This window comes from Flavobacterium sp. TN-1, from assembly GCF_052828645.1.
The window spans coordinates 550,091-573,264 of record NZ_CM128253.1; the positions used below are offsets into that span (position 1 = coordinate 550,091).

The 23,174-nt window shown below is 31.9% G+C and carries 15 protein-coding genes; 7 read left to right on the forward strand and 8 right to left on the reverse strand.

Features of this window, described 5'->3' with window-relative positions; genetic code table 11:
• Positions 1-10 precede the first annotated feature (10 nt).
• A complete protein-coding gene (gene gdhA / locus ACUXZJ_RS02255) occupies positions 11-1,354 on the reverse strand; it encodes an NADP-specific glutamate dehydrogenase (protein WP_060381471.1) in 1,344 nt (447 codons plus the stop codon).
• A gap of 194 nt (positions 1,355-1,548) precedes the next feature.
• Between gdhA and ACUXZJ_RS02260 the strand changes: the two genes are divergently transcribed.
• Positions 1,549-2,352 carry a THC0290_0291 family protein gene (locus tag ACUXZJ_RS02260; RefSeq protein WP_060381470.1) on the forward strand — a complete coding sequence of 268 codons (804 nt, stop codon included), beginning with the start codon at positions 1,549-1,551 and terminating at the stop codon, positions 2,350-2,352.
• 48 nt (positions 2,353-2,400) lie between these two features.
• Here the strand turns inward: ACUXZJ_RS02260 and ACUXZJ_RS02265 are convergent, their stop codons facing one another.
• From ACUXZJ_RS02265 to ACUXZJ_RS02280, 4 genes are all read right to left on the reverse strand, one after another.
• Positions 2,401-3,549 (reverse strand): cystathionine gamma-synthase, encoded by a 1,149-nt coding sequence (locus tag ACUXZJ_RS02265; RefSeq protein ID WP_060381469.1) that lies wholly within the window; start codon positions 3,547-3,549, stop codon positions 2,401-2,403.
• Positions 3,550-4,045: 496 nt separating this feature from the next.
• Complete coding sequence (gene amaB / locus ACUXZJ_RS02270; RefSeq protein ID WP_060381468.1) at positions 4,046-5,614, reverse strand: L-piperidine-6-carboxylate dehydrogenase; 1,569 nt, start codon at positions 5,612-5,614, stop codon at positions 4,046-4,048.
• Between the two features lie 78 nt (positions 5,615-5,692).
• On the reverse strand, positions 5,693-6,223 hold the full coding sequence (locus ACUXZJ_RS02275) for a 3-hydroxyanthranilate 3,4-dioxygenase (protein WP_060381467.1): 531 nt from the start codon (positions 6,221-6,223) through the stop codon (positions 5,693-5,695).
• A 52-nt stretch (positions 6,224-6,275) separates the two neighbouring features.
• On the reverse strand, positions 6,276-7,367 hold the full coding sequence (locus ACUXZJ_RS02280; RefSeq protein ID WP_060381466.1) for an endonuclease/exonuclease/phosphatase family protein: 1,092 nt from the start codon (positions 7,365-7,367) through the stop codon (positions 6,276-6,278).
• Positions 7,368-7,505: 138 nt separating this feature from the next.
• Between ACUXZJ_RS02280 and ACUXZJ_RS02285 the strand changes: the two genes are divergently transcribed.
• The 6 genes from ACUXZJ_RS02285 to ACUXZJ_RS02310 all read left to right on the forward strand — a co-directional run bounded on the left by ACUXZJ_RS02285 (position 7,506) and on the right by ACUXZJ_RS02310 (position 16,932).
• Positions 7,506-10,316 carry a carboxypeptidase-like regulatory domain-containing protein gene (locus ACUXZJ_RS02285; RefSeq protein WP_060381465.1) on the forward strand — a complete coding sequence of 937 codons (2,811 nt, stop codon included), beginning with the start codon at positions 7,506-7,508 and terminating at the stop codon, positions 10,314-10,316.
• A gap of 10 nt (positions 10,317-10,326) precedes the next feature.
• Positions 10,327-10,959 carry a choice-of-anchor J domain-containing protein gene (locus tag ACUXZJ_RS02290; protein WP_158512427.1) on the forward strand — a complete coding sequence of 211 codons (633 nt, stop codon included), beginning with the start codon at positions 10,327-10,329 and terminating at the stop codon, positions 10,957-10,959.
• A 6-nt stretch (positions 10,960-10,965) separates the two neighbouring features.
• Positions 10,966-12,402 carry a DUF5689 domain-containing protein gene (locus ACUXZJ_RS02295; protein WP_060381463.1) on the forward strand — a complete coding sequence of 479 codons (1,437 nt, stop codon included), beginning with the start codon at positions 10,966-10,968 and terminating at the stop codon, positions 12,400-12,402.
• 96 nt (positions 12,403-12,498) lie between these two features.
• Entirely contained in the window at positions 12,499-13,719 is a 1,221-nt protein-coding gene (gene hflX / locus ACUXZJ_RS02300; RefSeq protein WP_060381462.1) for a GTPase HflX, read from the forward strand.
• Between the two features lie 298 nt (positions 13,720-14,017).
• On the forward strand, positions 14,018-14,944 hold the full coding sequence (locus tag ACUXZJ_RS02305; protein WP_060381461.1) for a PfkB family carbohydrate kinase: 927 nt from the start codon (positions 14,018-14,020) through the stop codon (positions 14,942-14,944).
• Positions 14,945-15,033: 89 nt separating this feature from the next.
• Positions 15,034-16,932, forward strand: coding sequence for a hypothetical protein (locus ACUXZJ_RS02310; RefSeq protein WP_063743379.1), 1,899 nt, complete (start codon positions 15,034-15,036; stop codon positions 16,930-16,932).
• 1,681 nt (positions 16,933-18,613) lie between these two features.
• Here the strand turns inward: ACUXZJ_RS02310 and ACUXZJ_RS02315 are convergent.
• The 3 genes from ACUXZJ_RS02315 to ACUXZJ_RS02325 form a co-directional block, all read right to left on the reverse strand.
• Positions 18,614-20,479 carry a M1 family metallopeptidase gene (locus tag ACUXZJ_RS02315; RefSeq protein ID WP_063743381.1) on the reverse strand — a complete coding sequence of 622 codons (1,866 nt, stop codon included), beginning with the start codon at positions 20,477-20,479 and terminating at the stop codon, positions 18,614-18,616.
• Positions 20,480-20,540: 61 nt separating this feature from the next.
• Positions 20,541-22,151, reverse strand: coding sequence for a S8 family peptidase (locus ACUXZJ_RS02320; protein ID WP_060381458.1), 1,611 nt, complete (start codon positions 22,149-22,151; stop codon positions 20,541-20,543).
• A 60-nt stretch (positions 22,152-22,211) separates the two neighbouring features.
• Positions 22,212-23,072, reverse strand: a complete 861-nt coding sequence (locus ACUXZJ_RS02325; protein WP_063743383.1) for an MBL fold metallo-hydrolase — start codon at positions 23,070-23,072, stop codon at positions 22,212-22,214.
• Positions 23,073-23,174: the final 102 nt, after the last annotated feature.

Below are 23,174 nucleotides of genomic sequence, written 5' to 3' on the forward strand. Positions count from 1 at the left end.
TAATTTAGGATTATACTACTCCTTGTGCTAACATAGCATCTGCTACTTTTACGAAACCAGCAATATTTGCGCCTTTTACGTAGTCTACAAAACCAGATTCATCTTTACCATAAGTAACACACGCTTCATGAATATCACTCATAATACGTTGTAATCTTTGGTCTACTTCTTCTCTAGTCCAGCTTAAACGTAAAGAGTTTTGTGACATTTCAAGACCTGAAGTAGCTACACCACCTGCATTAGAAGCTTTCCCAGGAGCGAATAAAATTTTGTTTTTGATAAAAATTTCAACAGCTTCTGGAGTAGAAGGCATATTAGCTCCTTCAGCTACACAAATACATCCATTATTGACTAATAATTGAGCTTCTTCTCCGTTTAATTCGTTTTGAGTTGCACATGGTAATGCAATATCACATTTTACTTCCCAAGGACGTTTTCCTTCTACGAATTTAGCGTTTGGATATTTAGCTACATACTCATTAATTCTACCGTATCTTACATTTTTAATTTCCATGATGTAAGCTAATTTATCTGCATCAATACCATCAGCATCATAAATATATCCAGAAGAGTCAGAGGCTGTAACAACTTTAGCTCCTAATTGAGTTGCTTTTTCGATAGCATATTGAGCCACATTACCTGATCCAGAAACTACCACTGTTTTACCTTCAAAGCTTTCGCTTCTAGTAGCTAACATATTTTGAGCAAAATACACATCACCATAACCTGTAGCTTCAGGACGGATTAATGAGCCTCCAAATGTAATTCCTTTTCCTGTTAATACTCCTGTGAACTCGTTACGTAATTTTTTGTATTGACCATACATATAGCCTACTTCACGACCTCCAACACCAATATCTCCTGCAGGAACATCTGTATCAGCACCGATATGACGTGATAATTCTGTCATGAATGCTTGGCAAAAACGCATAATTTCGTTATCTGATTTTCCTTTAGGATCAAAGTTTGAACCTCCTTTACCACCACCCATTGGTAAAGTAGTTAAAGAGTTTTTAAAAACTTGTTCGAAAGCTAAGAATTTTAAAATACTTAAGTTTACAGAAGGATGGAAACGTAACCCTCCTTTGTATGGTCCGATAGCTGAATTCATTTGAATACGATATCCTTTATTAACTTGCGTTTGACCTTTATCATCTACCCACGCTACTCGGAACATAATTACGCGCTCTGGCTCCACCATACGCTCTAATAATGTTTTTCCTTGGTACTTAGGGTTTAATTCAATAAAAGGTATAACTGTTTCTGCAACCTCTCTTACAGCTTGTAAGAATTCGGGTTCGTTTGGATTGTTTTTTGCAACTGCTTCAACAAAAGCTTCGATACTTTGCGACATAATTTTATTCTTTTATTTTCGTTTTAATATAAAAAACGTTTTTCTGTTTGGTGAGCAAATATACATTTATCTGAATAATTTACATAGTAAAAATTTAATAAAATTCAAGCTTTTTTCTAAATATTTTTAATATTTTATCTAAAGAATGGGTGATGTTTTTATATATTTGTCTAATCAAGCTAAAGTATGAGTTTATGCAGAAAATATATTATTTTATTTTATTTTTTCTTTTAGGGGCGAATTCTAATTTATTTGCTCAGTCTGGTTTTTCCAATGAGCTAGGATTGGTGGTCGGACCTGTTGCTTTTCAATCAGATTATGGGGAACGCAATAATTTAGAAACAGACGCAGGAAATACAGGAATAGGGATTGGGCTTGCATACTATCTAAATTTTGCCTACCGCTCAGATTGTAATTGTTACACACATGACACCTACTTTAATGACCACTTTAAAGTAAGAGCTGAGTTATCATACAACAAAACCAAACTAAATCATTTTGGCAAATTAGCAGATAAATCTTCTATTGGTGGTAGACAATTAAATGCAATGGAAGGTTCTTCTTCAATAACCAATATTGGAGCTCAGTTAGAATATTACCCCTTGAGCATTCGTGATTTTTCAGCTTATGCAGGAAGTTTTGCACCATACATCAGTTTAGGTGCTCAGTATAGTTTTTTCAATCCTCAAGTCAAAACTTCTTATGGAGATGGGATTCTTTTAAATCAAAATAATATTTTTCCAAAATACTGGAGTCCTTCTGACGGAAAACCTCATGGTTTTTCTAATGATTCTGGCAGTACTTGGTCTATTGTAGGAAGTGTGGGTTCTCGATATAAATTAAATTTAATGTCTGATTTAGTAATTGACTTACGTTGGCAATATTTTAATTCAAACTGGGTAGACGGTTTGAACCCAAACCAAAAATTATATCCTGAAAACAAAGCCAATGATTGGTTAGTTTGGTTAAACTTTGGATATATCTATTATTTAAATTAACAATAAATTTTTAAGAAGAATTACAAAAAAGCCCTAGAAAGGGCTTTTTTATGCTAATGCTTGTTGCAAATCTTCTATCAAATCTTGAATATCTTCAACCCCCACACTCAAACGTACTAAATCGTCTGATATACCTATTTCTTTTCTTTTATCTTCTGGTATTGAAGCATGTGTCATAAGAGCTGGATGATTGGCTAATGATTCTACACCTCCTAAAGATTCTGCCAAAGTAAAGACCTTTAATTTCTTTAAAAAATCGACAGCATCTTGCTTAGCTCCTGATTTGAATGTAAAAGTTACCATCCCTCCAAAGCCTCCTATCATTTGTTTTTTTGCTACTTCATGAAAAGGATGGTTTTCTAAACCTGGATAATATACTTTTTCAACTTTGGGATGATCTACTAAAAATTCAGCAATTTTAACTCCATTTTCACAGTGACGTTGAACACGTAAATGCAATGTTTTAATTCCTCTTAAAACTAAAAATGAATCATTAGGACCTAAAGTAGCTCCTGTAGCAAATTGTTGAAAATGCAATTGATTTCCTAACGCTTCATCTTTTACGATCAAAGCCCCAGCAATTACGTCTGAATGTCCTCCTAGATATTTAGTAGCTGAATGCATTACGATATCCGCTCCTAAATCCAGTGGCTTTTGTAAATAAGGTGTTGCAAATGTATTATCAACAGCAAAAAGAATATTAGAATACTTTTTAATTATATCTGCAATAGCCTTAATATCAGCCAATTTCATTAATGGATTAGTAGGCGTTTCTACCCAAACTAAACGAGTATTTTCATTAATTAATGATTCAAATTTTGGTAGATCATTCATATCTACAAAATGAAACTTAATACCTGATTCTTTATAAATACGGGTAAACATACGATAGGTTCCACCGTATAAATCATCCATAGCAATTACTTCTTCTCCTGCTTTTAACCCTCTTAAAACACAGTCAGTAGCCGCTAAACCAGAAGAAAAAGCTAATCCACGTGTTCCGTTTTCTATACTTGCCAAGGCATTTTCTAGGGCTGTACGAGTAGGATTTGCTGCTCTACTATATTCATATCCATTATTTGGAACACCTGGATCATGTTGTGCAAAAGTAGAGGTATTATAAACAGGAGGCATAACAGCCCCTGTACTGGGATCATGTTGTTGACCACCATGTATGGTTTTTGTATTAAATTTCATATATTTAAATTTTATTTTTAGAATAATATAATATTATCTTTTACTGTTGTATCTAAATAAGTTAATTATTAGTTTCCGACAATTTTATCATTTTAATTTAAAATCAAAAAGACATTTTGTCTGAACAAAAATAATTAATTAAACACTTGTGCACCATTTTTTATAAAGGTTTCTTTTCTGCTATTCTTTTATTTTATTTATGGAACTAGATAAGTAAGCATTACAAATAAATCTTTTAAATTCTTCTAAATACCAAATTCACTTTCTGAATATCGTTCTATATTTTAGTTTTATAAAAATAAACTTATTTCAGAATAAGACCTCTTAAAATACAATAATACAACACGTTATTGAACAACGAGAAACTCAAATCTAATTTAAAAAAAATGAGCTCGATAAAATACCGAGCTCATTATCATCAAAACTAAGTTTAAATATATTTAAAATTTTGAAACAATCATTTTCCAACAATTTTTTAAACATAGTTTATAAAATCTTACAAATCAAATTTAATACCTTGTGCTAAAGGCAAATCAGTTGTATAATTAATTGTATTTGTTTGTCTTCTCATGTATACTTTCCAAGCATCAGATCCAGACTCACGCCCCCCACCTGTTTCTTTTTCACCACCAAATGCGCCACCAATTTCTGCTCCTGATGTACCAATATTTACATTAGCAATACCACAATCAGAACCCGCGTGTGACAAGAACGCTTCTGCTTCACGTAAATTATTTGTCATAATAGCTGATGACAAACCTTGTGCTACACCGTTTTGAATTTCAATAGCATTCATTACGTCTCCTGTGTATTTTAATAAATATAATACAGGTGCAAACGTTTCGTGTTGAACAATCTCAAAATGATTTTGAGCTTCGGCAATTGCTGGTTTTACATAGCAACCGCTTTCATATCCTTCACCTGTTAATACACCACCAGGAACGATAACATTTCCTCCTTCTGCTACCACTTTTTCTAAGGCTTTATTATATGCTTCAACGGCATCTGTATCAATAAGTGGTCCTACATGGTTGTTTTGATCTAATGGGTTCCCTATTCTTAACTGACCATAAGCTGCTACGATAGCATCTTTTACCTTATCATAAATATTCTCATGAATAATTAATCTACGAGTAGAAGTACATCTTTGGCCTGCAGTACCTACAGCTCCAAAAACAGCTCCTATTACGGTCATTTTAATATCCGCATCTGGAGTAACGATAATGGCATTATTTCCTCCTAATTCTAATAATGAATTTCCTAAACGTGCGGCACAAGCTTGCGCAACTATTTTCCCCATACGAGTTGAACCTGTAGCAGATACTAAAGGGACTCTTTTGTCATGTGTCATTAATTCACCCACTTTATAATCACCATTAATGATACAAGAAATACCTTCTGGTAAATTATTTTCTTTTAAAACTTCAGCAATAATATTTTGACAAGCTATTGAACATAAAGGTGTTTTTTCGGATGGTTTCCATACACATACGTCTCCACAAATCCAAGCTAAAGCTGTATTCCAAGACCAAACCGCTACTGGAAAGTTAAAAGCAGAGATAATTCCTACTACTCCTAGTGGATGATATTGCTCATACATTCTATGTCCAAAACGCTCAGAGTGCATTGTTAAACCATGTAATTGACGAGAAAGACCCACTGCAAAGTCACAGATATCAATCATTTCTTGCACTTCTCCTAAACCTTCTTGGTAGGATTTACCCATTTCATAAGAAACAAGTTTTCCTAGAGGTTCTTTATATTTTCTTAATTTTTCTCCAAATTGACGTACAATTTCTCCACGTTTAGGAGCGGGCATCATTTTAAAAGTTTTAAACGCGGTAGTAGCCGCTTCCATTACTCTTTCATAATCTTCTTTTGTAGAAGCTTGTACTTTTCCAATTAATTGACCATCTACAGGTGAATATGATTCAATGATTTCACCATTAGCAAACCAATTAGATCCAGTTGATGTCCCTAAATTGATTTCTTTTACGCCTAATTGTTCTAACGCTTCAACAATTCCAAATTGTTGAGCTACTGCTGATTGTGTTATTGTTGACATTGTAACTTTTTTATCAAGTTTTGTTAAAATCGAATGCAAATTTATGATTTATTATCTAAAAAATTGAGTCCGTAATTATTATTCTTCAACAAATCGAGGATCTGTTTTCATAACATGACTACAATTTGTACAGGTTCTTTTTTCTACGGAAGAATAAAATTCTTTAAAGTGAGTAAGAAAATCTTTTTCAATGTCATTTAAGCTAAAATATACCTCGTGTAGTTTTTGGTTACAGTTATCACAAAACCATAATAAACCATCTGTTCCTTGGGGTCTTTTACGTTCTATTACTAGACCTATAGAACCTTCTGTTCGATTAGGTGAATGGGGAATTTTAGCTGGATGTAAATACATATCTCCTTCGGTTAGCCTGATTTCTTTTTTTTCACCATTTTCTTGAATGTAAATTGTTATTTCTCCTTCTATTTGGTAAAACAACTCTTCTGTTTCGTTATAATGATAATCTTTACGAGCATTAGGCCCGCCCACTATCATTACAATATAATCACCTGAATCAACATACAGATTTTTATTAGCTACGGGTGGTTTTAAAAGATGACGATTATCTTCTATCCACTTATTTAAATTGAATGGTTGTTGCACTGACATTTTTTATATAAAATTATGAATAAAAAAATCCCGTTTATTCGGGATTTATTTTTTAAAATTCTTTAACTAAGTAAATATAGGAAGGAAAGTGATCTGAAAAACCAGGCCCTTCACTTGTATTTCTAAGGGCATATCCTTTATATTGTCCTGTTTGTTGGATCATAAATGATTTATTATAAACACCTGCTTTCCAATATTTCCATGTTGAATAATCATTATTATGAGGTAATAAGGCTTCTGTAAAAATAATTTGATCAAAGAAATCCCACGCGTCACGATGTGCTAAGGTTCCAATTCCTTTTTTCAACATTTTTTCTGCTGGATTATACAATCCTTGTGGTTTTACTTCTTCTATTTCTCCTTTGGCTCCTAAAATTTCTTTAACACTCTTATTGAATGGTCCGTCATTTAAATCGCCCATTGTAAAGATTTTCGCATTAGGATTAACGGTTTGTAAGGAGTCTATTATTTTTCTGTTTAATGCCGCAGCAGCTTCACGCAATGGACTGCTTGCTTTTTCTCCTCCTCGGCGTGAAGGCCAGTGATTCACTATAAAACTCATTTCTTCGCCATCAAGAGTACCTGTCATCAAAATTTGGTCTCTTGTATAAATTCTTTTCGTTTTAACATCTACAATATTTTCATCAGTATCTCCTTCATTTTTATCCTTATCTTTTGCTTTACTATCTTGTTGATCTTCTGAAATGATCAAAGGATAATTTTGATAACTACTTGGATTAAAATGTTTTTTTTGATATAAAAATCCACAATCTATACCGCGACGATCTGGGGAATCAAAATGCACAATTCCGTAATTTAAATTAATCAGTAAGGGATGTTTAATAAGATCTTCTAAGACACGACGGTTTTCAATTTCTGCGACTCCTAATACTACAGGTGCATTTGTTTGCTTATCACTTGTTCCTAATTGTGAAATAACACGAGCTAAGTTATCTATTTTTTTTGCGTAATTTTCAGGAGAGTAAACAAAGTCTTCGTCATTCGTATTAGGATCATTTACAGTATCAAAGAAGTTCTCTAAGTTGTAAAATGCTATTGTGTTAACAGCTACTCTTTTTGTCTGCGCAACACCATCAATCGCTAACATAATAAAAAACAGACAAGTAATTTTAGTAAATTTCATACTTTTATATTAAAAAATCATTAAGACACAGAATATTTTCGCATCAAAAGTAAATAATTATATCAAATGTCATACATTTGTTACCCTATTTTTAACGATTTAAATATAGGAAAAGTAAATTAATTTTTAATTTTATTTATGAAAAAACTAGTTTTTAGTACCTTATTGGTACTACAGGCTGTTTTAGTTTTTGCACAACAACCAACAGGATTTTCAGGGAAGGTTATTGACTATAAAACTAATAAGCCTCTACAGAATGTAGTAACTACTATTGAAAACACTAATTTATCACAGTTAACCAACTCAGATGGTAAATTTTCTATTAAAGGTGTTCCAGTAGGCAAGCAACTTTTAAAAATTAAAGGAGATGGCTACAAAGAGCAGCTTCTATCTTTAGAAATTATAGCTAATCAAGTTTTAGATTTAGGACTAATTATTCTTGAAGATGATTCTCAAAATCAAGAACAACAATTAAGCTTAGTTACTTTAACAGAAAATGATTTGAGTGATGACAACAGCGGTTCAGAAAGCACTTCAGGTCTTTTACAGGCTACAAGAGATACTTATCAACAAGCTGCTGCATTTAACTGGGGAGGGGCTCGTTTTAGAATTAGAGGATTAGATAACGAATACGGGAATACTATGATAAATGGTGTTTCTATGAATAAATTATTTGACGGTCGCCCGCAATGGAGCAACTGGGGTGGTCTTAACGATGCCACTAGAAATCAAGAATTCACTATGGGAAGTACCGCTTCAGACTATACATTTGGTAGTATATTAGGTACTCAAGAAATAAACACTAGAGCTTCTTTATACAGACCTGGAACACGAGTTTCTTTTTCAGGAACTAACACTAACTATAACTGGAGAGCAATGGGTACTCATGCTTCTGGTCTAGACAGTAAAGGGTGGGCTTTTGTTGTATCTGCTAGTAGAAGATGGGCTCAAGAAGGACATTTTGAAGGAACGGATATGGCGGCCAATTCATTATTTGCAAGTGTTGAAAAAAGATTTGGTAAAAAACATGTTCTAAACTTCACTTCTATTTATGCTCAAAATAGAAGAGGTAGAACTTCTCCTAATACGAACGAGGTAACTGATATCAAAGGATATAAATACAATTCATATTGGGGTTGGCAAGAAGGAAAAAAACGCAATAGTAGAGACCGTATCATAAATGAGCCTATTATGATGTTAAATCATTACTGGAAATTTAACGACAAAACGAGATTAAATACTAATTTAGCATTTCAATCGGGTTCTATTGCCAATGCAAGACTAGAATATCCAGGTGGTAATAATCCTGACCCTACATACTACAAAAAGTTGCCAAGCACTTATCTAAACTTAACAAATGAAAATACAGGTGCATGGATTCCAGATTACGCAAGAGCTGCAAACGCTTTAGCTGATTTTAAAAACAATGGTCAAATTAACTGGGATGAAATGTATTATGCTAATACAAACCCCAACAATGTAGCTGGAAAAGCCTATTACTTATTGACTGAGCAAAGAAACGACGACACACAAATCACGGCAAATTCTATATTAAATTCTCAAATTTCTGAAAATATAAGTATTAATGCTGGTGTAAATTTCAAAAAATTAAAATCACATCAATATGCTGTAGTAACAGATCTTTTAGGTGCAAAATACACAGAAAACTTTGACCCTTTTTATGTTTCAAAAGGAAATTTTGCTCAATTTGACTTAAATAATCCTAATCAAAAAATTTATCTTAATGATATTTTTGGATATAATTATAACTTAAGAGCTACTGTAGTTGACGCTTTTACACAATTTAAATTTAACTTTAAAAAAGCTGATTTTTATTTTTCTCAAACTTTCTCTAAATCTGAATACGAAAGAGAAGGATTATATAAAAATGGAAAATATGCTTCTAATTCATTCGGAAAAAGCGAACGTCCTACTTTTGAAAACTACGGACTAAAAGGAGGAATAACATTTAAATTATCTAGTCGTCATTTACTAGACTTTAATGGTGCTTTTTTAACGAAAGCTCCTAACTTAAGAAATACGTTTGCAAATGCACGTTACAACAACAATGTAACGATTGATCTTGCTAATGAAAAAATAGTAAGTGCAGACGCTAGTTATATCATCCGTACACCTAAATTTAAATCTAGAATTACAGGATTTTACAATACCGTATCAAACGCAACTAATGTGGCTTTCTTTTTTGGTGAGGGCGTTGCTGATGAAGATACGAATGATGGTAACGAAGATGCTTTTGTTAGTGAAATCGTTACAGGTATGAACAGAAAAAATATAGGTGGTGAGTTAGGCGTAGAATACCAAATTACATCAACAATTAAAGCTTCGTTGGCTGGTTCATACGGTGAATATACTTATGATAATAATCCAACTCTTAGAGTTAATAATGATGCTGCTGCAACAGAATCTAACAAGTATCCTATTGAAGATTTTGGAAAAACATATCTAAAAGGATATAGAGTTGGTGGTATGCCGCAAATAGCAGGTTCATTTGGTTTAGAATATCGTAATCCTAACTTTTGGTATATAGGTGCTAATTATAACTATTTTGATCAAACTTATGTTGGTATTTCAAATATTTTAAGAACAAATAATTTTACTATTGATGACAAAACAGGGATTTCTTACGATGGTGTTAATGAAACTTCTGTAAGAAAAGCACTTCAACAAGAAAGATTACCTGCCTATTTCTTACTAAACTTAAGTGGAGGTAAATCTTGGAGAGCAAAAGGAGGAGTTACCTTTGGGTTCTTTGCTACAGTTAATAACGTTCTTGACAAAGTATTTAAAACAGGTGGCTTTGAACAATCAAGAAAAGCAACATTCCCTTTACTAAACCAAGACTCACAAAGTGGCATCAGAACCTTTGGCTCAAAATACTTCTACGGTTATGGAAGAAATTTCTTTGTGAATTTATATGTTAATTTCTAAAAACACAACTATGAAAAATTTTTTTAATTCAATTATTATTTCAGTTATCGCTGCTGGATTATTCATGGCTTGTGATAAGGAAAAGGATTTTGATATCCCTGAAATTAAAATTGCTTATTTATTTGAAAACTTTGAAGCAACAACATCAGGTTCAGGATCTACAGAAATACCCATCAATATTAAAGGTTGGTCTAATTATAATCTAAGCACAACAGGATCTAGATTATGGAACAGCCGTTTAGCTGACTCTAATAAGTATACTGAATTTTCATCTTTCTATTCTGCTCCTAACACAACAGATGAAGCATGGTTGATCATTCCAAGCACCAAATTAGATTCTGAAAAAGAAACTTTTTTCTCTTTCGATACTAAAGTTAGATTTTGGACAGGTAGTAATTTAACGGTTTTGATTTCTGAAAATTACGACGGTACAAAAGCAGGTATAAGTACTGCCTCATGGACTCCTTTAAACGTTAAGTTACCTACCTCTACAGAAGTAGATAAATTCATTTCAAGCGGAATCCTTAGCTTATCAGCTTATAAAGGCAAAAACATCCAAATTGCGTTTAAGTACGCAGGAAACAAAACAAGCGGTTTAACTACTACTTATCAGTTAGACAATATTAAACTTTTTATGAACTAAGACGTTATGAAAAATATAAATATTAAAAGTTTTTTAGTTTATTCGTTTATACTATGTACAAGCGTAGCCTGTGTAAATGAAAAGTTCGATACACCTAGTACGAATAATCTTTGTGAAAGTCTAACAGCTAATAAAAAAGTTACTGATTTTACAACTCAAGCTCCTACTAGTGGCTTTACAACTCATAAAGCAGATGATATCATTGAGGCAGTAGTTACGTCAAGCGACGAAGGAGGTACTTTTTACAAATCTATTTCATTCGAATCAATTGATAACGGATCTGGTACTGTAGGCTTTAGTATACCTGTAGATCAAAGCAATTTACATACTGAATTTGAGCCAGGAAGAAAAGTTTATATAAAAATGAATGGCTTATCTTACGCCAATAAAAACGCTTCTACAATAATAGGTGAAATCTTTAATAATGAAACACCTAATAACACCGCAGACGATCAGGTTGGAAGAATTTCTTTCGTTACCTATAAAAATATCATCAAAAAGTCATGCGAAAACGTAGGAGAGGAAAGAATTGTTAAAAAACCTTTATTCATCAATCAAATATTAAATGATTCCTATATCAATAAATTAATTGAATTAAAGGATGTTCAATTTTTAGATGCTTCGGTTGGTAAAAAATACTTCGACCCGACTCTTAACAATTTAGGTAGCGCAACAAATCATTTAATAACAGATTTAAATGGTAATAAAATTATTGTAAGAATTAGTGAGTTTGCAAAATTTGCTAGTAAAATCATTTCTAACAAAAATGGTAAAATTAGAGGTATCTTAACAAAATTTGGTTCTGATTACCAATTTATACCGCGCACAGAAAGAGACATTCAGTTAACTGAAGACAGAAAAGAAGTTGATTTAGCTCCTGCTTTAGGAGGTTCTGCTTTAACATATTCTGGATCTTTTACAGAAAATTTTGATACCTATACCGCTGGAAGTGTTACAACTGGAACAAAAGATTTTCCTAAATATATTAATGACCCTTTATTAGGATCTAAATATTGGTATGTAACTAGCTTTAGCAGTAATAAATACATCGTTATGTCTGCTTTTAACTCTGCATCTAGCGGACAAGAACAAAATAATAAATCTTATTTTATTGTTCCTGTAGACTTTACAGCAGCAAATAGTATGTCATTTAAAACACAGGATCGCTTTAATACAGGAAGTGTTTTAAAAGTTTACTATTCTACTAACTATGTTCCTTTTTCAAAAGTAAGCGATGCTTCTTTGACAGACATAACTTCTAATTTTACAATTGCTTCAGGTACTCTAACTGGCACAACGAAACCTTTCGTTAATAGTGGTGTATTTAATTTCCCCGTTAATTTAACAGGCAATGGTTATATCATTTTTGAATATTCAGGAGGATACAGTCTTAGTCCAGCTAGAACAACTACAATTCACATAGATGACATCGTAGTAAACTAAATAAAAAATAAATTTATTATAAAACCCGATTCTCATGAATTGGGTTTTTTTATTTCTATCGTTTTATTGCTTAATTTTGTACCTCAATTAAATGCAATGTTAGAAAAAGAAAAACATATTTTTGAAAAGACTGTAATTGTAGGTATCGTAACACAAAGCCAAAACGAAGATAAACTAAATGAATATTTAGATGAATTGGAGTTCTTGACCTTTACTGCTGGTGGTGAAGTAGTGAAACGTTTTACACAAAAAATGGATAAACCCAATCCAAAAACTTTTGTAGGAACAGGAAAACTTGAACAAATCAATCTATACATTAAAGAAAACGACATCAAAACAGTTATTTTTGATGACGAACTTTCGCCCGCACAACAAAAAAATATTACACGTGAATTAGATTGTAAAGTATTAGATCGTACCAATCTTATTTTAGATATTTTTGCTCAACGTGCCGAAACTTCATATGCTCGCACGCAGGTTGAATTAGCACAATGCCAATATTTGCTCCCAAGACTAACAGGTATGTGGACACACTTAGAACGTCAACGAGGAGGCATTGGAATGCGTGGTCCTGGAGAAACAGAAATTGAAACCGACCGCCGTATTGTACGCGATCGCATTGCCTTATTAAAGGAAAAAATTAAAACCATAGACAAACAAATGGCTATTCAGCGTAGTAATAGAGGGGCTATGGTTCGCGTTGCCTTAGTTGGTTATACTAACGTAGGAAAATCTACTCTTATGAACGCCGTTGGAAAAAGTGAAGTATTTGTTGAAAACAAATTATTTGCAACTTTAGACACTACAGTAAGAAAAGTAGTAATCAAAAATTTACCCTTCCTCCTTTCAGATACAGTAGGATTTATTCGAAAATTACCCACTCAACTAGTCGAATCTTTTAAAAGCACACTAGATGAAGTCCGAGAAGCTGATCTCTTACTACACGTAGTAGATATTTCACATCCTGAATTTGAAGACCATATAGAGTCGGTTAATCAAATTTTACAAGACATCAAGAGTTCAGATAAACCTACTATTATGGTATTTAATAAAATTGATTCTTACCAACATTTAACCATAGCAGAAGATGATTTGATTACTGAAAAAACAACCAAACATTACACTCTTGAAGATTGGAAAAACACTTGGATGAACCGCCTAGGCGAAAATCATGCTTTATTTATTTCAGCCACTGAAAAACATAATTTCGAAGAATTTAGAGAAAAAGTTTACGAAGCTGTAAGACAAATTCACATTACACGATTTCCTTATAATAATTTCTTATATCCTGATTATAAAGAAGCTGATGGAGAATAAAATAAAAGAGAAAGCATCCAAAAAAGTAAAACAATTAGTTTATAACTTTTACTTACATCATAATCTTGTATTCTAAAGTATTTCAATTTTTAACCAAGAAGAACAAATCAATTAAAGAAAACCACAAGATTTACTTTTTTGGATGCCTCCTCTTTTTGTTATCTTTTTCACAAAACTATAGAAGCATTTGTTGTTTATTCTTTTTGCTTAAATTAACACCTTTCCTTTTTCTAACAATCAAAACTTTGCACGTTACAACTTATAATTGTAACTTTGCGCTCTAATTTTCAATTCGTTTATGAACAAATTATTGATTGTAGGAACAGTAGCTTTTGACGCTATTGAAACCCCGTTTGGTAAAACTGATAAAATTTTAGGAGGAGCTGCTACCTTCATAGGGTTATCTGCTTCTAATTTTAATTTACAATCAGCCATTGTATCTGTTGTGGGAGAAGATTTCCCTCAAGAATACATTGACTTATTAAAATCTAGAAACATAGATGTAAGTGGCTTAGAGGTTGTAAAAGGAGGTAAAACTTTTTTCTGGAGTGGAAAATATCATAATGATCTAAATTCTCGCGATACATTAGTAACTGAATTAAACGTATTAGCTGATTTTAAACCCGTAGTTCCTGAAAACTTCAAGAATTCGGATGTAATAATGCTAGGTAATTTACACCCATTAGTACAATCAAGTGTATTAGATCAATTAACAGAAAAACCAAAATTAGTTGTTCTAGACACAATGAATTTTTGGATGGATTGTGCTTTAGAAGAACTAAAAGCAGTTATGAAACGAGTGGATGTAATTACTATTAACGATGAAGAAGCACGTCAGTTATCTGGCGAATATTCTTTAGTTAAAGCTGCTGCTAAAATCCATGAGATGGGACCTAAATATGTAGTGATCAAAAAAGGAGAACACGGTGCTTTATTATTCAATGAAAAAGAAGTCTTTTTTGCCCCTGCATTACCTTTAGAAGAAGTATATGATCCAACAGGAGCTGGAGATACTTTTGCGGGAGGTTTTTCTGGTTTTATAACACAAAGCGAAAACATTTCTTTTGAAAACATGAAATCCGCAATTGTACACGGATCTAATTTAGCTTCTTTTTGTGTAGAAAAATTTGGTACAGAACGAATGGTTAGCCTAACAAAAGAAGAAGCCCAAAGCCGATTAAAACAGTTTAAAGCTTTAACACAGTTTGATATAGAATTATCATAAATTTACGCCTCGATTTTTCGGGGCTTTTTTAATTAAATTTCATAAAAAACCGATGCTTTTCGGTCATAACTACACACAACAACAACACAATGAGCGATGCAATTAAACACGAGTGCGGCATAGCACTTTTGAGATTAAAAAAACCCTTAGAATATTACAAAGAAAAGTACGGCTCTGCTTATTATGGGGTTGAAAAAATGTACCTACTTCTTGAAAAACAACACAATAGAGGTCAAGATGGTGCTGGTTTAGCCAGTATAAAACTAGACATAAATCCAGGAGTACGCTATATTAGCAGAATACGTTCTAATCAAGCACAACCCATTCAAGACATTTTTGCACAAATTAATTCACGCATCAATCATGAATTAGAATTACATCCTGAATACAAAAACAATATAGATTTATTAAAAGAAAACACTCCTTATATTGGGGAAGTCTTCCTTGGTCACGTTCGTTATGGAACATTTGGAAAAAATAGCATTGAAAACGTACACCCTTTCTTACGTCAAAATAACTGGATGAACCGTAACTTAATCGTTGCTGGCAACTTCAACATGACCAATGTAAAAGAATTATTTAGCGATTTAGTACGTTTAGGACAACATCCTAAGCAAATGACAGATACTGTAACCGTTATGGAAAAAATTGGTCATTTCCTTGATGATGAAGTAACGGAATTATACCAAAAATGCAAAGAAGAAGGTCTTAGCAAACAAGAAGCAACACCTGTTATTGCAGAAAGATTAGATGTAGGACGTATTTTACGAAGAGCTTCTAAAAATTGGGATGGCGGATATGCCATGGCAGGCTTAATTGGACACGGAGACGCATTTGTTACACGCGATCCAGCAGGTATACGCCCAGCTTTTTATTACCATGATGAAGAAATTGTTGTAGTAGCCTCTGAACGTCCCGTAATTCAAACCGTTTTCAATGTACCTTTTGAATCTATACAAGAAATTACCCCTGGTCATGCCATTATTATAAAGAAAAATGGCCTCGTTATTGATGAGAAAATAAGAGAAGCTACGCTTAAAAAAGCTTGTTCTTTTGAACGTATTTATTTTTCTAGAGGAAGCGATGCTGAAATCTACCAAGAACGAAAGAATCTAGGCAAATTAATCCTTCCACAAGTTTTAAAAGCTATCAACCACGACACAAATAATACCGTTTTTTCATATATTCCTAATACAGCCGAAACTTCGTTCTTTGGAATGATAGAAGCAGCTAATGATTTCTTAAATCAACGTAAAATAGATACCATTTTACAATACAAAGAACAATTATCACCTGATAAACTTAAAGAAATTTTAGATGTAAAAATTCGATCTGAAAAAATTGCAATAAAAGATGCAAAACTCAGAACTTTTATTACAAATGATGATTCTCGTGATGACATGGTAGCTCATGTATATGATGTAACCTATGGAGTGGTAAAAAAATCAGACAATCTTGTTATTATTGATGATAGTATTGTAAGAGGCACTACTTTAAAGAAAAGTATTATCAAAATGATGGATCGATTAAATCCAAAAAAGATTATTATAGTATCTTCTGCCCCACAAATTCGTTATCCAGATTGTTATGGTATTGATATGGCTAAACTTGAAACACTAATAGCTTTTCAAGCTATGTTAGAGTTATTAAAAGAGAACAAAAAATACCACCTCGTAGACGAAGTTTACACAAAATGTAAGGCACAAGAGCATAAACAAGACTCAGAGGTTGTAAATTATGTAAATGAATTATATGCTCAATTTACAGATGAACAAATTTCAGACAAAATTGCTGAAATGTTAAAAGAACCTACTATAAATGCAGAAATAAAAATTATTTTCCAATCTGTTCAAAATTTACATGAAGCTTGTCCAAAAAATTTAGGTGACTGGTATTTTACGGGTAACTATCCTACGGATGGAGGAAATCGTGTTGTAAATAGAGCTTTTATGAACTTCTACGAAGGCAAAAACATGAGAGCTTACTAAAAAAAGTGTATTTTATCGAGTTTTTAAACACTTCACCGATTTTATTTCAATATAACCTATACTCTCTATAAATTTGGATCACCATTACAATAAGTAGGTTAAGTTTATGGTAGATTTGGGGCAAAAAAGACAGAATAAGCTTCTGTCTTTTTTATTTTTAGTAACTTTCTTAATTATTAAAAAGATCAAACTCTAAATTCCGTAAACTAATATTCATTCAAAAATTATACTCTCTTTTTTATTTCACGCAATTAATGGATCAAGTCAAATATTTATAGAATTGATAAATTAAGTATACAATTCATATTAATTTGAATCACAAAAAAGCAAGCTCACTCCATTTATTGAGTTTAACGCATAATTACTTCATTTTCAACGATTATTCTTTCCTTTTAACGATTATTTTTGGATAACATACAACCTCATCTTAAATTTGATCTACCATTACAATAAGTAGGTTAAGTTATGGTAGATTTGGGGCAAAAAAAGGCAGAATTAAGTTCTGCCTTTTTTTTAAATACTTCTTCCTAATTCTTAAAAAATATTTTTTTATACTTTTAAGGATCAACTAGATACAACTAAAGTTCATCATTGTATTTTCGACGATTATTCTTTCTTTTTAACGATTATTTTTGGATAACATACAACCTCATCTTAAATTTGATCTACCATTACAATAAGTAGGTCAAATTATGGTAGATTTGGGGCAAAAAAAAAGACAGAACTTTGTTCTGTCTTTTTTTATACACTTGTTTTTTCAGCTCTTAAAAACGTTTTTATCTTTTTAATTATCAATTAGATACATTTTTTTTACAATCATTTTATTTTCAACGATTATTCATTCCTTTTAACGATTATTTTTGGATAACACACACCCTCATCTTAAATTTGATCTACCATTACGTAAGTAGGTTAAGTTATGGTAGATTTGGGGCAAAATGGGTAGAGAGTTTCTCTACCTTTTTTTTTAAAAAAACCTAAGTCAAACAATGGATTTTTATTACATATAAACAGCTTTTAATCTAAAACTATTCATTTTTTGTCCCAAATACAGTAAAACATTTAAAGCATTTCATAATTTAATTAAACCCCTATTTTTAGGAGCAAAAAATAGAGGTTTGATATTTTTTATGAATGTATATTTCAAAAAATAAGTATTTCTGCTTTTTAGCTGAAAATCTATACTATACCATTTAAACTTTGAAATTTCCTTATAATACTATTTTTTAAACCTTAAAACTTTTCAAAAAGTTCGCAATCTTTCATTTCGAGCAAAGGGAGAAATCACATAATATTGATTATGAGACTCCTCCTTACGCAGGAGTGACAAACTGCATGTTGATTTAGACACTATCCTACAAAAGCAATAAAAATTAGTATTGGTTCTCGATGTGCTTCGCTCTCGAACTAACGATGATTTCAATTATATACTCAACCGTTTGTTCGAGTTGTTTCTAAAATAAAAAAACGTATCGAGAACTTTATTTTTTAATCCAGTATATTTTAAGTTTAAATGGTGTTAGAAACTATTTCTTTATTAGATTTTTACAATATTCTTAACTTATTTATGGAGACCAAAAAAGCTGTTATAAAGTTGTTGTTTCAACAGCTAAATCTATAATATCTTTTTTTGATAACTAAAAGAATTTTTCAAAACCTAAAATAGATTTCATTATTTTTTTTACAATTTATATATTTGATTTTCTTTTTTTATATCAGCCATTTCTCCTTTAGCATCAATTACTATTGCTTTTATATTTTGTTTCAAAGATGGTATGACAAAATCATACACTGGATAAGCCCAATCCCAGCTTTCTAAATCATTTCTTTTTAAATTAGATTCATTGGGTTTTGACCAACGCATAGCTGTTTGAGGTATATAATAGAGTTCTTGGGTACCATTTTCGTAAAAAACAGTTATTTCAAGTGGCATAGGCATTCTTCCCAATCTTTCTAGGATAACTTTTGTTGACTGTTTTTCTTCAACTACTTCTTTTATTGCATAATCAATGGTATTTGTTGTTTTAGTCCATTCTGTCAGATACCAATCTAGATTGGCTCCTGTTATTTTTTCAGCTGTATGAATAATATCTGTTGGGGTTGGGTGTGTAAATTTGAAATCGGCATAATAACGTTTTAAAACCTTTCTTAAGTTTTCTTTCCCTATAAGATATTCTAATTGTGTTAAAAATAGATTACCTTTACTATAGGCTTGAATGCTATACGGTCTATTTTCATCATAATGGTCTGCGTGGGTGGTTTGTGGTTGTTCTTTTCCTGATTTTACTAATAAAAAATACGCCTTATAAGAATCTTCATGAGGATTTTCTACTTTTTTTTCTGCTATTTCATTTAATCCATAATTTTCTAACCAAGTGGTAAAACCTTCATCCATCCAACTGTATTTACTTTCATTTGTTGCCAAAATATGTTGAAACCAAGAGTGTGCCATTTCATGAGCTGTAACCCCTATTAGGCCTTCTTGCGTTCCTTCTCCTAAAATTAAGGTACACATTGCATATTCCATACCTCCATCTCCACCTTGTATAACAGAATATTGTTTATAAGGATATTGACCAATTGTTTTATTGTATACATCCATCAACAGAGAAGTTTTAGGTTGTAAATTTTTCCAATTTTGAATAATTTCAGGCTTATTTTGATATAAAAAGTGTAGTGTAATACCATCAGGACGTATTAACTTATCATGAAGATATTCTTTATCTGCAGCCCAAGTAAAATCATGAACTTGGGGAGCTATAAAATGCCATGTCAGGTTTTTTGTTTTTTTAGGATATACTACTTTAAAACCATTTTCTTCGTATCCTTTTCCAACTTCATTTGCATTTTGTAGATATCCGCTTCCTCCTAATGTATATTCTTTATCTATTGTAATTTTAACATCGAAATTACCCCATACGCCATGAAATTCACGACCAATATAAGGGTCTGCTTGCCAACCATCTATATCATATTCAGCTATTTTAGGATACCATTGTGACATAGATAGCTCTATTCCTTCTTTGTTATTTCTACCACTTCTACGAATTTGAACAGGTACTTGTCCATCAAAATCCATTGTAAAGGTAGTGCTTGTTTTAGGCATAAGAGGTTTTGCCAAATTTACCTCTAAAATGGTACTTACACGTTTACTTATAACGGCTATTCCGTCTTGTTTTAAATTATTGACATATAAATATCCTATTTCATTAGGTTTTAGGGTGCTAATTCTACTTTCTTTTACTTCTTTACCTTCTACTTTTACTTTATTTACCATACGTCCATCGGGATCCTTAATTGATTTTAAACGCGCATCCATAGGACTATTAGGCTGAAAAGCATTGTTATACAAGTGTATATATACTTTCTTTAAGGTGTCTGGAGAATTATTAGTATATAGTAATGTTTGTTTTCCTTTATATTGATAATTTTTCACATCCATATTAACTTCCATTTTATAATCAGCATGCTGTTGCCAATAACCGGAATTAGGATTTTTTTGCGCTAAAGCCAATAAAGGGAAAAAGAATAGTACGTATTTTTTCATATCTATTAAATAAAAAAGAAGGGATTAAATCCCTTCCAAATGTAATAATTTAAACTAAGAGTTATTTTTTTATGATTTTTTCAGCCATTTTTAAGGCATTATAAGCATTTACTATTTTACCGGATTTAGAAATTTTATCTAAAGTAGTAGGTTCTGCATTTTCGCCAGCTAGAGCGAAATTGTTAGTTAGAGAGGTTCCTGATTCCATTAAAATTTGTTTTACTTGAGCTGCTTTTAATGATGGATAAAAGGCTCTTATTAAGGCTGCTACTCCAGCAACATTGGGTGATGCCATAGAGGTACCTTGTAAATATTCATATTTATTGTCAGGAACGGTTGCGTATATTTTTACTCCTGGTGCAAAAACATCTACATTTATCTTTCCGTAGTTAGAAAAATTAGCCATTACTTTTGATCCATATTCGTAATTTAAAGCACCTACTGTAATTACGTTATCTGCAAATTCGGGATTACTTCCTTCTGCATCATTAGGATAATTAGGTTTTATATCAATATTTTCTGCATCATTTCCTGCTGCATGAACAAAAAGTACATCTTTGGAGGCTGCATATTTAATAGCGTCGTAAACCCATTCTTTATTGGGAGAAAAAGCTTTTCCAAAACTTCCATTGATTACCTTAGCACCATTATCTACTGCATAACGAATGGCTAATGCAATATCTTTATCATATTCATCTCCATTAGGAACTGCACGCAATGCCATAATTTGAACATATTCTGATGCTACACCATCTCCTCCTTTTCCATTACCTCTAGTTTGCGCTATAATTCCCGCTACGTGAGTTCCGTGTTTACCGCTTTCTTTTTTAGGACCTATAACATTACTATTACCATATTTTGTTTGGGTAATATCGTAAGGATTATCGCCTACTGGTTTACGTCCGTCAAATTCTGTATTTAAATTATAATTTAATTGATCATAAACATAGTCTTTATACTCTCCTATTTCAGTATCAAATTTTGCTTTATCTCCTCCCATGTTAGACAATACTTGCCCAATAATGTTTTGAGATTGAAGTAGTGTTTGATCTGTTGTTTTGATTGTTTTTACTTCTGTAAGGGTGTAATTTTTCTTTTTTAAATACTCTGCAATATTTTTATCTGCATTTACAATTGCATCTATTTGTGTTTTTTGAGGTTCTAGCTCAGATTTTTTTTGTGTTAAAAGTGCTAAGGCGTTTTCATATTGAACGGAACCATCATTTCCTTTTTTCACGATGCGGGTTAATTCTAACTGTTCGTTATCTGCATCTCCTAGAAAGTTCCATCCATGAACATCGTCTATATAACCATTATTATCATCATCTTTTTTATTTCCTGGAATTTCTTTGGAATTTTTCCAAATGGCTGGTTTTAAATCTTCATGTTCAATATCAATTCCAGAGTCAATAACACCTACAATGATCTTATTTGCTTTTTTCCCTTTTAATAATTGTTCATACGCTTTATCAACTCCCATTCCTGGAATTGTATCTTTAATAAGATCTAGATGACTCCAACGTTGTAAGTCTTTTTCCTTAATGGGAGTCATTTTTAAAGGGATTTGATCAATTTTTTTAGGGTCAATGCTCACAATTCCTTTTGGCGTACTACAACTAGCAATCATCATTCCTATAGTACCTGTAAAAGTTATCGTTTTTAAAATTCTCATAAATATAATTTTAGGCTGTAAATATCTTATTTATATTAATATCAAAAAGTTGTTTTAACATTAGATTAATATATCCTCTAGTTGAAAAGTTTCTTTTAATTGAACTCCTTTTTCTGTTTTTTCAACTGTTATAATAGGATTATGTGCATCATGTTCCAACCATAAATAAAAGTTTTTTTCGGCTGCTTCGTTCAAAAATTTTTCTTTTTCGGATAGTGTTAGTAGCGGGCGAGTATCATATCCCATTACATAAGGCAGAGGTATATGTCCTGCTGTAGCTAACAAATCTGCCATAAAAACGATTGTTTTATCTTTATATTGTATGTGGGGTATCATTTGTTTTTCCGTGTGACCATCAACATATAAAATACCAAAATTCAACTCATCTGAAATTCCATAGTCTGAATCAGGTCTTTTTATAAAATTTAAATGCCCACTTTCTTGCATGGGTAAAATATTTTCACTCAAAAAAGAGGCCTTCTCTCTTGGATTGGGCTTAGTAGCCCATTCCCAATGGTTTTCATTAGTCCAATAGGTTGCCTTTTTAAATGCTACTTCATAGCCTGTTTTTTCTTTATTCCAGTTGACACATCCTCCACAATGATCAAAATGCAAATGGGTCATAAATACATCTGTTATATCCTCTCGATGAAAACCATATTTAGCTAATGATTTATCCAAAGTATCCTCTCCCCATAAAGAGTAATAACCAAAAAATTTTTCGGATTGTTTATTTCCCATTCCTGTATCTATCAAAGTTAACCGGTTTCCTTCTTCAATGAGCATACAACGAGCTGCTATATCTATTAAGTTATTAGCGTCTGCAGGATTGGTTTTATTCCAAATAGCTTTGGGTACAACTCCAAACATAGCGCCTCCGTCTAATTTAAAATTACCTGATTCTATGGGATATATTTTCATAATGTTCAAACTTTATTTTTTATATTGATACATAAAGCCATTGTTTTAGTATAGGCTTTGAGAAGATCTTTTTTATGTCTTTAATTTATGATTACGAAAGTC